Annotated in this window: 16 protein-coding genes; 12 read left to right on the top strand and 4 right to left on the bottom strand. The window is 59.2% G+C overall.

The window, feature by feature from the left end; genetic code table 11:
* Positions 1-2 precede the first annotated feature (2 nt).
* The 3 genes from ROLI_RS20530 to ROLI_RS20520 all read left to right on the top strand — a co-directional run bounded on the left by ROLI_RS20530 (position 3) and on the right by ROLI_RS20520 (position 3,290).
* Positions 3-2,201, top strand: a complete 2,199-nt coding sequence (locus ROLI_RS20530; RefSeq protein WP_187429574.1) for a PAS-domain containing protein — start codon at positions 3-5, stop codon at positions 2,199-2,201.
* 82 nt (positions 2,202-2,283) lie between these two features.
* On the top strand, positions 2,284-2,943 hold the full coding sequence (locus tag ROLI_RS20525; RefSeq protein WP_187429494.1) for a hypothetical protein: 660 nt from the start codon (positions 2,284-2,286) through the stop codon (positions 2,941-2,943).
* On the top strand, positions 2,940-3,290 hold the full coding sequence (locus tag ROLI_RS20520) for a hypothetical protein (RefSeq protein ID WP_187429493.1): 351 nt from the start codon (positions 2,940-2,942) through the stop codon (positions 3,288-3,290). Before ROLI_RS20525 ends, ROLI_RS20520 begins: the two co-directional genes overlap by 4 nt.
* 2 nt (positions 3,291-3,292) lie before the next feature.
* Here ROLI_RS20520 and ROLI_RS20515 read toward each other — a convergent pair whose 3' ends face one another.
* On the bottom strand, positions 3,293-4,105 hold the full coding sequence (locus ROLI_RS20515) for a quinoprotein dehydrogenase-associated SoxYZ-like carrier (RefSeq protein WP_187429492.1): 813 nt from the start codon (positions 4,103-4,105) through the stop codon (positions 3,293-3,295).
* 124 nt (positions 4,106-4,229) lie between these two features.
* Here ROLI_RS20515 and ROLI_RS20510 point away from each other — a divergent pair, with 124 nt between their 5' ends.
* Positions 4,230-5,273, top strand: coding sequence for a quinoprotein relay system zinc metallohydrolase 2 (locus tag ROLI_RS20510; protein ID WP_187429491.1), 1,044 nt, complete (start codon positions 4,230-4,232; stop codon positions 5,271-5,273).
* A 4-nt stretch (positions 5,274-5,277) separates the two neighbouring features.
* Here ROLI_RS20510 and ROLI_RS20505 read toward each other — a convergent pair whose 3' ends face one another.
* Positions 5,278-5,898, bottom strand: a complete 621-nt coding sequence (locus ROLI_RS20505; protein ID WP_316247424.1) for a hypothetical protein — start codon at positions 5,896-5,898, stop codon at positions 5,278-5,280.
* A 166-nt stretch (positions 5,899-6,064) separates the two neighbouring features.
* Here ROLI_RS20505 and ROLI_RS20500 point away from each other — a divergent pair, with 166 nt between their 5' ends.
* From ROLI_RS20500 to ROLI_RS20470, 7 genes are all read left to right on the top strand, one after another.
* Positions 6,065-7,177 carry an S-(hydroxymethyl)glutathione dehydrogenase/class III alcohol dehydrogenase gene (locus ROLI_RS20500; RefSeq protein WP_187429572.1) on the top strand — a complete coding sequence of 371 codons (1,113 nt, stop codon included), beginning with the start codon at positions 6,065-6,067 and terminating at the stop codon, positions 7,175-7,177.
* Between the two features lie 2 nt (positions 7,178-7,179).
* The gene (gene fghA, locus ROLI_RS20495) at positions 7,180-8,004 is read left to right on the top strand and encodes an S-formylglutathione hydrolase (protein WP_187430831.1); all 825 of its coding nucleotides are present in this window, start codon (positions 7,180-7,182) and stop codon (positions 8,002-8,004) included.
* A 36-nt stretch (positions 8,005-8,040) separates the two neighbouring features.
* Positions 8,041-8,442, top strand: a complete 402-nt coding sequence (locus ROLI_RS20490; protein ID WP_187430830.1) for a cytochrome c family protein — start codon at positions 8,041-8,043, stop codon at positions 8,440-8,442.
* 124 nt (positions 8,443-8,566) lie between these two features.
* Positions 8,567-10,369 carry a methanol/ethanol family PQQ-dependent dehydrogenase gene (locus tag ROLI_RS20485; RefSeq protein WP_187430829.1) on the top strand — a complete coding sequence of 601 codons (1,803 nt, stop codon included), beginning with the start codon at positions 8,567-8,569 and terminating at the stop codon, positions 10,367-10,369.
* 112 nt (positions 10,370-10,481) lie between these two features.
* The gene (locus tag ROLI_RS20480; protein WP_187430828.1) at positions 10,482-10,991 is read left to right on the top strand and encodes a c-type cytochrome, methanol metabolism-related; all 510 of its coding nucleotides are present in this window, start codon (positions 10,482-10,484) and stop codon (positions 10,989-10,991) included.
* Complete coding sequence (locus tag ROLI_RS20475; RefSeq protein WP_187430827.1) at positions 10,975-11,820, top strand: substrate-binding domain-containing protein; 846 nt, start codon at positions 10,975-10,977, stop codon at positions 11,818-11,820. Before ROLI_RS20480 ends, ROLI_RS20475 begins: the two co-directional genes overlap by 17 nt.
* Positions 11,817-12,371, top strand: coding sequence for a PQQ-dependent catabolism-associated CXXCW motif protein (locus ROLI_RS20470; protein ID WP_187430826.1), 555 nt, complete (start codon positions 11,817-11,819; stop codon positions 12,369-12,371). The genes ROLI_RS20475 and ROLI_RS20470 overlap by 4 nt, the downstream gene beginning before the upstream one ends.
* A gap of 4 nt (positions 12,372-12,375) precedes the next feature.
* Here the strand turns inward: ROLI_RS20470 and ROLI_RS20465 are convergent, their stop codons facing one another.
* Positions 12,376-13,188: a quinoprotein dehydrogenase-associated SoxYZ-like carrier gene (locus ROLI_RS20465; protein ID WP_187430825.1), complete on the bottom strand. Its 813-nt coding sequence runs from the start codon at positions 13,186-13,188 to the stop codon at positions 12,376-12,378.
* Positions 13,189-13,318: 130 nt separating this feature from the next.
* Entirely contained in the window at positions 13,319-13,804 is a 486-nt protein-coding gene (locus tag ROLI_RS20460) for a DUF3280 domain-containing protein (RefSeq protein WP_187430824.1), read from the bottom strand.
* Positions 13,805-13,983: 179 nt separating this feature from the next.
* On the opposite strand from ROLI_RS20460, the gene ROLI_RS20455 reads away from it, so the two are divergent.
* Positions 13,984-15,138 carry an ABC transporter substrate-binding protein gene (locus ROLI_RS20455; protein ID WP_187430837.1) on the top strand — a complete coding sequence of 385 codons (1,155 nt, stop codon included), beginning with the start codon at positions 13,984-13,986 and terminating at the stop codon, positions 15,136-15,138.

Genomic DNA, 15,138 nt, shown 5'->3' with positions numbered 1-15,138 from the left:
ACATGATTGATCCCGACGACCCGCCCGCCGTTCAGGTTGCCAAACAGGCCAAGATCATTGATGCGCTGATCCGTCGCGCCAGCCGTCAGAAGGACGTGGGGCCATCAGCCTACCGCGCATTTCAATCCGCGATTGACCTGCAACAGAAGGTGGCCGCGCAGACTTTGGAGCTGGAAAGCGCGCGGTTGGAACGCGAGCGGACGCGGCGGACATTGGCGGAGGCTCTGGCCTCGATGGAAGAGGGGTTGGCGCTGTTTTCGGACGGCAGCCTGAACATCTGCAACGGGTTGTTCAAAGGGTTGCTGCCCGATATTTCAGAGCAGATCAAACCGGGTCTGCAGCTTGCGGAGTATTTCAGCCTGATGCAGAACAGCACGCATCTGGTCTCCACCGACCGGCAGTTGCCTAATGTGCAATGGGCGCTGGAAAACGGCGGGACCGCGGGATCGGTGGTGTCGCTGGTGGCCGAAGTGTCGCGCGATCGCTGGTATCAGATGAGTGCGCAGCAGACATCGCCCGAAAACACCGTGCTGTTGTTGACGGAAATCACCGCCCTTGTGCGCAATAACCGGCGCGAAAAAGAGCATCTGATTGACCGGCAGGCCGATTATTTGCAAGCGGTGTTTCAGAACATGACGGCGGGGGTCTGCACCTTTTCGGCCAGCGGCGAGGTCATGATGCAGAACGGCCGGTTCCGCGAAATCCTCGGCGTGCCGCTGACCGTGGTGCAGCCGGGCACTTCGCTCAAGGAACTGCTCGAGTTCATGCGCGTGCGCGCTCTGATTGCGGATGATGCGTGGCTGCGCGTGGACGGCTGGCGCGATGAGTTGCGCAAGAACGGCTCCCTGACCACGCGGGTGTCGCATGGCGTGGACCGGGTGCTGGATGTGCAGGCCAACGCCCTGCCCGATGGTGGGTTTCTGGTGGAACTCAAGGACGTCACGCTGGAGACACGTTCCACCGAATTGCTGGAAAATCGGGTGATGGAGCGTACGGCGGAGTTGACCCGCGCCAATGCCAGCCTGACCGAGCAATATGACGAAAAGGCCCGCGTGGAGGAGGAATTGCGCGTCGCCAAGGAGCGCGCTGAGGCCGCCGTGTCATCCAAGACGCGGTTTCTGGCAGCGGCGAGCCATGATCTGTTGCAACCGATCAACGCGGCCAAGCTGCTGATTTCATCGCTGGAGGAAACCACGCGCGAAACCCGGTTCCGCCCCATCGTGAAGCGGCTGGAGGGGGCGTTTGCCTCGGCGGAATATCTGTTGCACTCGCTCTTGGACATCTCGCGTCTGGAAAGTGCGGACCCGGATGCGGTGACGGCGACGGATGTGAGCCTGAAGCCTTTGATGGAAGGGGTGCGCGCGGATCAAGCCCTTTTGGCGGCACAGAAATTCGTGGCGCTGGATGTGGTGCCCTGTTCGCTGATCGTGCGCTCGGACCCGGTGTATCTTTGGCGCTCGATCCAGAATCTGGTGGTCAATGCGATCCAATATACCGATACGGGCGGTCGCGTGTTGCTGGGGTGCCGTCGAAAGGGCGCGCGCGTGGTGCTGGAGGTCTGGGACACCGGCATCGGCATCGCGGCCAAGGACCAGTCGCGGATTTTTGATGAATTCACCCGCGCGGATAACGTGCCGATTGGGTCAGGGGTCGGCCTTGGGTTGTCGGTGGTGGACCGGGCGTGTCGGTTGTTGGATCATCGTTTGCAGGTGCGTTCAAAACCGGGGCACGGGTCGGTGTTCAGCATCGAGATGGATGTTGTTGATGCCACCACGGCGAGCCCCGCGCCGCAGGGTCCGGTGGAGGATCGTTTTACGGGATCGCTGGAGTATATCATTCTGGTGATCGAAAATGATGTGGATGTTCTTTATGGGGCGACGCAACGGCTCGAGCTTTGGGGGGCCAGTGTTTTGCCCGCCCGCTCCACGCGCGAAGCGATGCAGCATATTGCCGATATGGGGATGGCGCCGGACATCATTCTGGCCGATTACCAATTGGATGGCGGTGAAACGGGTGTTGAGGCCACGCAGGCCGTGCGCACGGCGACGGGGACGCAGGTTCCCGCCATTCTGATCACGGCGGATCGCAGTGAGATGGTGCGCCGTCTGGGTGTGGACAATGACATGTCGATACTGACCAAACCTGCCGATCTGACCCGGCTGCGCCCGTTGATCGATTGGAAAATCCGGGTGGGCGGATGATGGCCCACGCGGCAGTACAGACAAAAGTCGGCGGTGACACTGCGCCACCCCAGCCCCACAGTTGATCCGGGAGGATATAGTTATGATCAGACTACCTGTTATCGGATTGATGATTGCGCTTTTTGCAGGGAGTGCGGGGGCGAGTTCGCTGGAGGGCGCAGAAACCTATGATCTGCTGTTTCGCAACGGCACGCTGGATCAGATAGACCGCGATGCGGAGCTGGTCTATCACCGCGACGTCAGCAATGCGCTGAAACCGGAAATGGCAGAGCGCGACACCGGAGATATTGCGCTGAGCTTTAAAGAGGGTGACGCGCCGCTGGCCCTGTTGGAGTTTCGCCAGGACGGGAAACATCGCTCGCTGGGGCAATTTCCGGCCAGCGTGGGCAATCCGATGATCATGTTTTTCTATGAATCCGTGGTGCGCGACATGGCCGCGGCCGCGGGGGGCAGCCCGTATTACATCCGCAACCGCGTCAAGGAATCGCTGGTTCAAAGTTCGGATATGCAAATGGGCGAGGCCGAAGTTGCCGGCAAGACCGTCACAACACAGACCATCGTCATGACCCCGTTTCTGGATGATCCCAACCAGGCCCGGATGCAGGGGTTTGGCGATCTTGAACTGCGCGTGACCATGTCCGAGCAGGTTCCGGGCTGGTATGTGAAGCTGGTTGCCGAAGCTTCGGGGGGCGCGGTTTACCGATCCGAACTGGCCTTTGATCGGTTGGATGAAACGCCATGAGAGGGGCGTTTATTGCGGTTTTGATCATGGCTTTGCCCGCGAGCCTGTCGGCGCAATCCGTGGCCCAGCAGTTGAACGATTACCCCACTGCGGCGCGCGCGGATTACGTTTTCGCCTGTATGGTCACCAATGGGCAGACCCGCGAAATGCTGGACCGCTGTGCCTGCTCGATTGATGAAATCGCCTCGATTCTGCCCTATGAGAACTATCTGGAGGCGGAAACGGTGCTGTCCATGCGCCGGGTCGGCGGTGAACGCATGGCGTTCTTCCAAAGCTCGGCGATGGCAGAGAACATCGTCGCGGATCTGCGCCGCGCCCAGGCAGAGGCCGAAATTGTCTGTTTCTGAGCCTAGCCGCTGACGGCTTTGGGCAGGGTGCTTTCGAAGGTATTGCCGTCGGTATCCGTCGCCTTGATGGTCAGCGCCGTCGCGCCATTGTCGTTATAACCAAAACGAAACACTGGATTTTCAGAGATCGAAATGCCGCCGTCCATGGTAAAAAGCAACTCAGCACCCTGCCAGACCTCAATATGGTCGATAAAATGCGCGGGGATGAAAAGCTGCGTGATCTGATCACGCTGTAGCCCGGAATAGTTGGGGTGACGGATCATGATCTGCGCCTCGGCCCGCGGGGTGGACATCTGCGCGGTGCTCTCGAACATGCGCAGCTTCATCTTGCCCATATCGGCCAGTGCCAGCTCCGGGTCCTTGGAGGCAGGTGCCGAACAGCCCCCCGACGCCTTGACGAAGCGCCCGGTCATATGCAGCCCGTCGGGCGTTTCGGCGATGACGCGCACGTTGGAATATTGGTTCACCCGTACGCGCAGCTCGAAATCAAGCTGGCCCATGGCCGGGCCAAAGGCAAAGACCGCCGCGACCGGGGCGGGGTTTTCATCCACCACAACGGTGGCTGCTGTGATCACCGTGGAAGGGTCCGTTTGCTTCAGCACAATCGGGACCGTGGCGGCGTCATGCGCGCGGTAGGGCGCGTCGATGCTCAGCACTCCTTGCGCTGAGGCGATATCGGCGTCACCGACCACATCACCGCGCAGATCGTTCCATGTTTCGCTTTCGGCGAGCGGATTCTTGAGCGTCTCCGTTGCCCCTGCGGGACCACATATCAGCATCGCAAGGGCGGCTGCGTGAACAAGCTTGAACGTCATGTCGGTCTCCTTCGGCATCGGATTTGCATCTTATTGCACAAATTGATCCAAAAGAACACATATACCAAAGGCGGATTGGGTCTCACATTGCCGTGTGAAACAGTCCCGACAAAAAGGAGCGGATATGTTCGAAGCCATTGTCGCCTTATGCATCGACCTGTCGGAGGGGCCGTGCCGGGATCATCTGCTGCCGGGATATGAGGGCGAAACGCTTGCTGCCTGTGCCGCGTCTCTTTCCGCGCGCGCGCCTGATTTATCGGTCTTCAATGGGCTCGTCGCACAAGGCCCGCCGTCCTGTCATGCGGTGGGGGAGGCTTTGGATGTCACCGAGGTCGCACCGGGTGTTTTTGTGCATAGGGGCGCGATTGCGGAGCCGGATGCGCAGAACCGGGGTGATGTTACGAACCTGGGGTTTGTCATCGGAAAGACAAGCGTTGCGGTGGTGGATACCGGCACCGCGCGCTGGATGGGTGAAGCGTTATGGCGCGCCATACGTCAGCGTACGGATAAACCCGTGACCCATGTGATCATCACCCATATGCACCTGGATCACGCTTTGGGCGGTGGTCCGTTTGTGGAGGCGGGTGCAGAGGTGATCGGCCATGCCAATCTGTCACGCGCGCTTTCGGACCGGCAGGCGAATTATCTGGAGAGCCTCGCGCGTCTGGTCGGGGAGGGCGCGATGCTCGGCACGCGCGTGGTGGCGGTGGATATCGCGGTTGAGCAGAGTGCAGCGATCGATTTGGGGGGGCGCAAATTGACGTTACGCGCCTGGCCTGCGGCGCATACCGGGTCTGATCTGACCGTGCTGGATGCGCAGACAGGGACGCTGTTTGCGGGCGATCTGGTGTTTGAACGCCATACCCCGGCGCTGGATGGGCGCTTGCGGGGCTGGCGCGCTGTGTTGGGGGATTTGCAACAGATGGACATCGCGCGCGTGGTGCCGGGACATGGCGGCCCGTCGCTGGATTGGCCGCTCGGGGGCGCGTCGATGGCGCGTTATCTGGAAGTGTTGGAGAGCGATACGCGCGCCGCGATTGCGCAAGGTCAGCGGTTGGGGGACGCGGTGGAGGAGATCGCGCAGAGCGAGGCACCACATTGGGAATTGTTCGAGGCCTATAACCCGCGCAATGCCACCGTCGCCTTTACCGAATTGGAGTGGGAATAGCGCGCTAGCCGGGTTCCTGCGCCACCTGTTGCAACATCTGCGCGATGCCAAAGAGGCGGCGTTCCAGCAGCGTGGGCGTTTCACAAAGGTAGGTGATATTGCGTTGCCGGTCGGTGTAGATCACCTGATCCCAGTCCAGTTGTTCCTCCAACTTGTCGATCCGGTCGTAATCGGGTTCGGTGGCGGCGAGGCCTGCGTCCATCTCGCCGCGCGCCTTGTCGATCTGATCGGCGAGCGCGATCTGGCTGAGAGAGAAATCGCCGATGCCGTCGATGATTCGCCCGCGCCGCGTGGAAAGCGTGTCAAAGACGCTGGCAAAGACCAGCCCCAGGGCCTCCACATCGCCTTGGTAGGTTTGCGCGAACTGCGCCACACGGGGTTTGAGCGTTTCAATCTCCACCCGGCGCAGGGACAGATATCCCGCCAATTGCGCAATGTCGGCGCGTTCTGCGTCACTGGCGGGCTGTGCCTGCGGATCAACGGGATAGGGCCACATCAACCCCAGGGACAGGTTTTCTACCTTGCGTTGCACGCAGGGCCAGGTCGGATCGGAGAAATCAGCCCCCCAGCCGGGCTGCGCGGCCACCGTCAGGGACAGGGATACGGCGATGGTTCTGAGCATCATATGGGGTGCCTCCGTTTTGCCGTTGACTATGGGCAAGCATCCCGCAGCTGTCCATGGGACCCAATACCCACCATTGTCTTAGTTGTTCTGAGGCCGGTGGCGCGTTCTTATATTCTAAGAAAAGGGTCACCTCGCAAATTTGTGACCATGGGAGAAATAAAGAATGATGAAGACCCGTGCTGCTGTTGCTGTTTCTGCTGGCCAGCCATTGGAGATCATGGAGGTGAACCTTGAAGGTCCGCGTGCGGGCGAGGTTCTGGTGGAGATCAAGGCCACGGGTCTGTGCCATACGGATGAATTCACGCGTTCGGGCGATGATCCTGAGGGGATTTTCCCGGCCATTCTGGGCCATGAGGGCGCGGGCGTGGTGATCGAGATCGGCGAAGGCGTCACCAGCCTGGAGGTGGGCGATCACGTGATCCCGCTTTATACGCCGGAATGTCGCGAGTGTGACTATTGCCTGAACCCCAAAACCAACCTCTGCCAGTCGATCCGCAGCACGCAGGGTCAGGGGCTGTTGCCCGATGGCTCCACGCGGTTTTCGATGCTGGATGGCACGCCGATCCACCATTACATGGGCTGCTCGACCTTCGCCAATCACACGGTTGTGCCCGAAATCGCGCTGGCCAAAGTGCGCAAGGACGCGCCTTTTGACAAGATTTGCTACATCGGCTGCGGCGTGACCACGGGCATCGGGGCGGTGATTAACACGGCAAAGGTTGAGATTGGGTCAACGGCGGCTGTTTTCGGGCTGGGCGGCATCGGGTTGAACGTGATCCAGGGTCTGCGGCTGGCGGGCGCGGATCAGATCATCGGCGTGGATCTCAACGATGCCAAGATCGAGATGGCGACGCATTTCGGCATGACCGATTTCGTGAACCCGTCCAAGGTGGAGGGCGATCTGGTCGCGCATCTGGTCGAACTCTCGGGCGGGGGCTGTGATTATACGTTCGACGCAACCGGCAATGTGGGTGTGATGCGCACGGCTTTGGAGGCCGCGCATAAGGGCTGGGGCGAGAGCATCATCATCGGCGTGGCCCCGGCGGGGGCGGAGATTTCGACGCGTCCCTTCCAGCTGGTGACCGGGCGCAGCTGGCGCGGCACGGCGTTTGGCGGGGCATCGGGGCGCACGGATGTGCCCAAGATTGTCGATTGGTACATGGACGGCAAGATCGAGATCGACCCGATGATCACGCATAAGCTGACGCTCGATGAGATCAACCACGGGTTTGATCTGATGCATAAGGGCGAGAGCATCCGGGCCGTGGTGGAGTTTTAGGGATGGAGCTGGTGTCGGACAATCGTAGTTTTGGAGGGCGCCAGAAGGTCTTCAAACACCCGTCCAACACCTGTGGTTGTGAAATGACATTTGCGGCCTATTTACCACCCCAGGCCGAGCGCGGGCCGGTGCCGGTGCTGTGGTATCTGAGCGGGCTGACCTGCACGCATGAAAACGCCATGACCAAGGGTGGGTTTCAGGAACATGCCTCCGAGCACGGGTTGGCCGTGATCTTTCCCGATACATCGCCGCGCGGCGCAGGGGTCAAGGATGACGAGGCGTATGATCTGGGGCAGGGTGCGGGGTTTTACCTCAACGCCACACGCAACCCTTGGAAAACCCATTACCGGATGTATGATTACATCGTCAGCGAATTGCGCTCGATCGTGATGGACAACCTGCCGGTGCAGGACAAACACGGGATTACCGGCCATTCGATGGGCGGGCATGGTGCGATTACAATCGCAGTGCGCAATGCGACCCTGTTTGATTCCCTGTCGGCCTTCGCGCCGATCGCCAATCCGACCAAATCGGATTGGGGGCGCAAGCAGTTAAGTGCATATTTAGGGGACGATGAAAGCAGTTGGGCAGAACATGATGCCACGCTCCTGCTGGAGGAGCACGGCTGGAAGGGTGATCTGCTCGTGGATCAGGGGTCGGGGGATCAATTCCTCGATCTGCTGAAGCCCGAAGCGCTGGCGGATGTGATGGCACGGCGTCGCCAGCCCGGACAGGTGCGCATGCAGGAGGGGTATGATCATTCGTATTTCTTTGTGAATAGTTTTGCGCGTGATCACGTCAGATGGCACGCGGCTCGGTTGAATTGATATGAGAATGCAAGATCACAGATCGAAAGGGTGCAAATGATCAGGACTTTAACGAAAGCTCTCTGTTTGACAGCATTGCCCATGATGGCGGCGGCGGATGGCCACATCAGCGGTGACGCGGCAGCTGGCGAGAAAGTTTTCCGCAAATGCAAAGCCTGTCATGCCGTGGGAGAGGGGGCCGAGAACAAGGTTGGTCCGGCATTAAATGGCGTCATCGATCGCGCGGTCGCCTCGGGAGCCGACTTCAAATACTCCGATACGTTGCTGGCTCTGGGCGCGGAGGGCAAGACGTGGAGCCCCGAGACGCTGGCCGCATTCCTTGAAAAACCGCGCAGCTATGCGAAGGGCACCAAGATGTCCTTTGCCGGGCTGCGCAAGGAAGACGATCGCACGAATGTGATCGCATATCTTGCGACCTTCCCAGCGGAAGGCTCGTAGGAGCACGAATTTTCTGAGCGGCCGTGAGGAGAGAGGTCGCTCAGAAAAGACCTGATACCAGGCCCAGTACCGGGCGCTGTGTCATTACCGCGGCAATCCTGCCGCATACCAGGGAGGTACTTTGATGAGAAAGCTCAAGCTTTTGACGTCCGGGATCGCTCTTTGCGCTGCCAGCATGGCCTATGCAAACGACGATCTCATTCAACAAATGGATAACGCCAACCAATGGGCGATCCAGACCGGCGACTATAAGAACCAGCGGTATTCCGAACTCGATCAGATCAACGCTGAAAACGTGGGCGATCTTCAGGTCGCATGGACATTCTCGACGGGTGTTCTGCGCGGCCATGAGGGCTCGCCACTGGTGATCGGCGACACGATGTATGTCCATACGCCGTTCCCTAACATCGTTTATGCGCTAGATCTGGCCAATGAAGGCAAGATCCTGTGGAAATACGAGCCCAAGCAGAATCCGGACGTTATTCCGGTGATGTGCTGTGATACGGTCAACCGCGGTGTCGCCTATGCGGAAGGCAAGATTTTCCTGCATCAGGCCGATACTAAGCTGGTGGCGCTTGACGCTGAAACAGGTGCCGTGGTCTGGGAAGCCCAGAACGGGGATCCAACCATCGGTGAGACCAACACGGCAACGGTTTTGCCGGTCAAAGACAAAATCATCGTCGGCATCTCGGGTGGCGAGTTCGGTGTCCGCGGCCATACAACGGCCTATGACATGAACACCGGTGAGCAAGTCTGGCGGGCCTATTCGCTGGGCCCAGATGAAGAAATGCTGGTCGATCCTGAAAAGACCACGCACTTGGGCACACCGATTGGCGCGAATTCCAGCCTGGACAGCTGGGAAGGCGATCAATGGATGATCGGTGGCGGGACGACATGGGGCTGGTTTTCGGCCGATATGGAAGAGAACCTGTTCTATTATGGAACCGGGAACCCTTCCACATGGAACCCGGCGCAGCGTCCAGGTGACAACCGCTGGACCATGACGGTCATGGCGCGCGACATCGACACAGGCGTGGCGAAATGGTTCTATCAGATGACCCCGCATGACGAGTGGGATTATGATGGTGTGAACGAAAACATCCTGTCCGAGCAGATGATGGACGGTGAAGAGCGCAAGTTGCTGACGCGCTTTGATCGCAATGGTCTGGCCTATACAATGGACCGTGTGACAGGTGAGCTTCTGGTTGCTGAGAAGTTCGACCCGGTAGTGAACTGGACCTCCGGCGTGGACATGGACCCCGAAAGCCCAACCTATGGGCGTCCGGCAGTTGTGGCCCAATATTCCACAGCGCAGAACGGGGAAGATGTGAACTCCACCGGTATCTGTCCTGCGGCTTTAGGCACCAAAGACCAACAGCCAGCTGCCTATTCGCCGAAAACGGATATGTTCTATGTGCCGACAAACCACGTCTGCATGGATTATGAGCCTTTCCGCGTGTCCTACACGGCTGGTCAGCCTTATGTAGGTGCGACCCTGTCGATGTATCCAGCCCCGGAAAGCCACGGCGGCATGGGTAACTTCATCGCCTGGGACAATATTTCGGGCGAGATCAAATGGTCCATCCCCGAGAAGTTCTCGGTCTGGTCCGGTGCTTTGGCAACAGCGGGTGACGTTGTTTTCTACGGCACACTTGAAGGCCATCTGAAAGCGGTCAGCGCGGAAACCGGTGAGGAGCTTTACCGCTTCAAGACACCATCGGGCATCATCGGCAACGTGATGACCTATGTCTCCGACGGCAAGCAATATGTCGGCATTCTGTCCGGTGTGGGCGGTTGGGCCGGTATTGGTCTTGCGGCTGGTCTGACCAATCCCAACGATGGTCTGGGCGCTGTGGGTGGCTATGCGGCCTTGAGCGATTATACAGCACTTGGGGGTCAATTGACCGTCTTCGCCCTGCCGAATTGATATCGCGCAGAGCTTGATACGATGAGAGGCGCGGCCTTGTGAGAGGTCGCGCCACTCCAACAAACAAACGGGCGACAGCACTATGCGGCCCCAGATATAATGGGTGAGAAACATGAAAACCATACAATGGATCGTCGCGATGTGTCTGGCTGCCAGCCTGCCGATGAGCGCCAGCGCGGAAGACAAGCCAGACCCGAGCGTCTATGAGGTCGCTTACAGCGAGGATGGCCGGTATTATAATGCCGATGACGTCCCGACGTTCAATATCACCGAAGACGGCACCGTGGATTGGATGACCTTTTCCGGCTTTCGCCGCTATCACGCGGAATGCCATGTCTGTCACGGCCCGGATGGTGAGGGGTCGACCTATGCGCCCGCGGTCAAGAATGCCGCTGTCGATCTTGGATATGACGGCTTTGTCGATGTGGTCGTGAATGGCCGTCAAAACGGCAATTCGGTGATGCCCCATTTTGGTGAAAACCGGAATGTGATGTGCTTTCTGGATGACATCTATGTTTACCTGAAAGCGCGCGGCACTGATTCTGTGCCACGTGGACGCCCTGCGAATAAAGAGGCGAAATCTGATGTTATCCGAGAGGATGAAAATGCCTGCATGGGCTGATAGAATTCGAAACCTGCTGATACCCCTGGTCATGGGGTTCTCCCTCGCGGGGTCGCTCGGTGCACAGACCTCCGATCTTGTGTCCAACAACGCCTTTCGTGTCTGTGCGGACCCCGCGAATTTTCCAATGTCGGACCGGGAAGAGACTGGTTTCGAAAACCGTCTGGCTGAGCTTGTGGGTGCCAAGCTGGACTTGCCGGTGCAATATGCCTGGTATCCGATGGCCACGGGTTTTGTGCGCAATACGCTGAATGCAAAGCTTTGTGACGTGATCATAGGCTATGCGCAGGGGCATGAGCTGGTGCTCAATACCAACCATTATTTTACCTCCGTTTATACGCTGATCGTGGCCGCGGACGGGGATCTTGCGGGTGTTCAATCGCTCTCCGATCCCGCGCTCAAGGGCCGTCGTATCGGCATCATCGCGGGTACGCCGCCGTCGGCGCATCTGGCGCGTAACGGGCTGATCGGCAAGGCCAAGGCCTACAACCTGGTGGTGGATCGGCGTCACGAAAGCCCTGCGGGGGATATGCTGAGCGATCTTGCAGCGGGCGATATTGATGCGGCCATCCTGTGGGGGCCGCTTGGTGGGCCGCTGGTCAAGACCGGGTATCCGGGTCTCAAGGTGATCCCTTTGATCAAGGAGGAACTGCCGCCCCGGCTGTTCTTCCGCATCACCATGGGGGTACGGCAGGGAGAGAAGGTCTGGCAGCGCGAACTCAACTCGCTCATCCGGCGCAATCAGGATGAGATCAACGCGCTTCTGGTCGATGCCGGGGTGCCGTTGGTCACGGACCTCGGGACGGAAGTGATGGAGATTTCAAATTGATACGGTTCCTGTTGGTGGCTGCGTTTTTGGCGCTGCCGCTGGCGGGAGGCGCGCAAACGGTTCCCGAACCTGGCGATTACCGAATGGATCATTACCGCGATGCCGTCCCCGAAAGCCTGGTGGGTGCCACGTTGCTCGGCCCCGAAGGTGCCTATGACCTCTGGCGCACGGGCGATGCCGCCTTCATCGACGTGCTGCCCCAACCGCCCAAACCCGCGAACCTGCCTGAGGGTACGATCTGGCGAGATAAACCGCGCAACTCGATCCCCGGTGCGATCTGGCTGCCCAATGTCGGCTATGGTGCAATTGCGGATGTGACAGCGGAGTATTTCCGCGCGGGTTTGGAAAAGGTCACGCAGGGTGATCCGGCGCATCCGGTGGTGATTTTTTGCCTGGAGGATTGCTGGATGAGCTGGAATGCCGCCAAACGCGCCATCGAATGGGGATATTCAAACGTTTATTGGATGCCCGAAGGCACCGATGGCTGGACGCTATGGGATTATCCGCTGGAACGGATCACGCCGATGGAGGGTCAACCCCAAACGCAATAGCGGCTCAAAAGCCCGGCAGGTCCTTGCGCGCGTGGCTGACGGTGCCGTCGGTATCGGTCATAGTGACATCAACCGATCGCGTGCTTTGCGGCACGGCGAGACCCAGACGCGGGTTTTCCGAGAGTGAAATTGAGCCCGTGACATCCACGAACCCGGCCCCATCCAGATCAATCTCGACGCTTTCAACATAGCGCATCGGGACGAACAGCAGAGAAATCTGATCCATCTGCATACCCGAATGGGAGGGGTGTGAAATATCCACGTCCATCCGGCTGAGCCTTGAGGCGAGGTTGGTCAATTTGCCCGCATCAATGCCCGGCACCGCGCCCACCACGTCAATGTCCATACGGCCCAGACTGGCCAGTGCCAGTTCCGGGTTGGTCCCCGGAGGTGCGGAACAAGCCCCCGTCCCGGAGGTCTTCACGAAGGTTTCAGATACAAACAACCGACCATCAGAGGTTTCCGCGATCACATGCAAGGGTGTTGGCCCGTTCACCCGCATGGTCAGATCGAAATAGAAACCGGGCTGGGGCCGATCCAGATCGAAGACCGCCGAGACGGGCATGGGGTTTTCATCCAGCACAACCGTGACCTTGACGATCTCTGCTCCGGGCGGTGCCTGAATTTGTGCGGCCAGATCCGTGCGCGTATCATCGGGCGTGCGGTAGGGCGCATCAATCGCGATAATCCCATCGCCGCTCAGCATAGTGCGCTCGCCGTAAAGCTGTGCTTTGACCGCGTCCCAGCTTTCGGTGCTGGCCCCCAGAGGCAGGGCGGTCGCCATCAGCAATGACGCGATTATAGAGAGGTGTTTCATCTTCGATCTCCTGCACTGCGCGGTCTTATCATGTCGTGGTTCGCAGGTATTTGTGTAACCATATCACAAAAATGCATCTGGCGACGTTTTTTGTTCTCAGCGTGCGCAACCGGTGCGGGGACTGCTGTGCTCATGGTTTTTCTGCCACAAAAATCCGGTTTTTCAGAAGGTAACGCATGCCCCGTTCCCAGCTTTCATCGGTATTGCCGCGAATATCGACAACGCCGCCCCGGATCATCTGGCCGGTATCTGCATCCCGCAGTTGCAGGTTCATCGCGATGATCAGATTTGACACTTTTTGCACCTCGCCGACCAGCGCATAATCCGCGCCAAGTTGCGTTGCGATGCGGGTGTCACAGCCATAGCATTTTGCCACATTGGCCACCCTGTCGATTTCGCGTCGCGCAGGTTCAATATCGACCAGAACATAGTTTTCGGTCCTAAAGCGGTCGCGTACCATATCCTCCAGTTTTGCAAGCCGCGCGGTCTCGGCGGGGTCTGCACCGGTCGCACCGGTCTGAAGAGAGGTGTCCAGCAGGGTCATGCCAAAAAACGCCACACGTTCTTGGGCATGCGCGCCGCTGGCAGCCAGAAAAGCAAGGATGATCAGTCGCATAGGCCTGTTCTTAAAAAATAAGAATCGTGATTTATCTTGGTGCTGCTAGGCTCCTTGCGACAACCCGGCCAAAAGTATCGGTTTACTGTATGGCTTTGGCGGGGCGTAAAGGGTGGGACCATCCAGGGTGGTGGGCGAGGGAGGATCAGGTGTTTCAATTGCGCGTATCGCTGTTGGCGATGGCTTTTTGTCTATCGGCGGGTGTTGCTTTGGCGATTGATGTCAAGGCGGCCGTCCTGCGCGTGGATTACCCGACGCTCCTGCCGATCAGCCGCTATGATTTGCCTCCCGCCGATCTGGGGTTCGCCGGGGCGGCGCTGGCGGATGAGGACAATGGGACGACGGGCGGTTTTCTGGGCCATACCTATGAGACTGTGACCGCGGCAAGCACGCCGGAAGCGGCAGAAGCCACGATGGCGCAAATCCTGGAGGATGGGATCCGCTTGATCGTCGTGCAAGCCCGCGCTGCGGAATTGTTACGTCTGAGCGATCAAGCGGCGGCGGCGGGGGCCTTGGTCTTCAATGCGCGCGCGCCGGATGTTGAGCTGCGCGATGGGTCATGCCGGGGTAACCTGCTGCACACGGCACCGTCCAATGCGATGATGGCCGATGCGGTGGCGCAATTTGCGGTTTGGAAGAAATGGACGGATTGGTTCCTGATCTCAGGCTCCAACCCGGCGGATGTGGCGCTGGCCGAGGCTTACCGCAAGGCCGCGCGCAAGTTCGGGGCGCGCATTGTCGAGGATCGCGCGTTCGAGGACACCGGCGGGTCGCGCCGTACCGATTCCGGGCATGTGTTGGTGCAGCGCCAATTGCCGACCTTTACGCAGGGGGCCGAGGATCATGACGTTGTGATTGCCGCCGATGGCACCGATTATTTCGCGCGCTTCCTGAGTTATCATTTGTGGACGCCGCGCCCGGTCATGGGGTCGGGCGGCCTGGTGCCGACCACCTTTCACGGTGCGCATGAAGCTTACGGTGCGACGCAATACCAGACCCGTTTCGAAGGTTTGACCGGGCGATATGCCAAGCCCGAGGATTACAACGTCTGGCTGGCCCTGCGCGTGATTGGCGAGGCGGTGACGCGCGCCAATACCGCCGAACCCGACGGTGTGCGCGACTATGCGGTTTCGGATGCGTTTGAACTGGCGGCTTTCAAAGGTCAAAAGGTGACGTTTCGCGACTGGAACGGCCAATTGCGCCAGCCGATCCTGCTTTATGACGGGATGATCACCGTCAGCGTCAGCCCGCAGGAGGGGTTCCTGCACCAAAACTCTCTGCTGGATACCATGGGGCTTGATCGTCCCGAATCCAGTTGCACGCAATTTGAATGA

The sequence above is a fragment of the Roseobacter fucihabitans genome (assembly GCF_014337925.2).
In the GTDB taxonomy this organism is placed as follows: Bacteria; Pseudomonadota; Alphaproteobacteria; order Rhodobacterales; family Rhodobacteraceae; genus Roseobacter; species Roseobacter fucihabitans.
The sequence above is the reverse complement of the archived record's forward strand: the minus strand, read 5'-3'. Positions and strand labels throughout refer to the sequence as shown.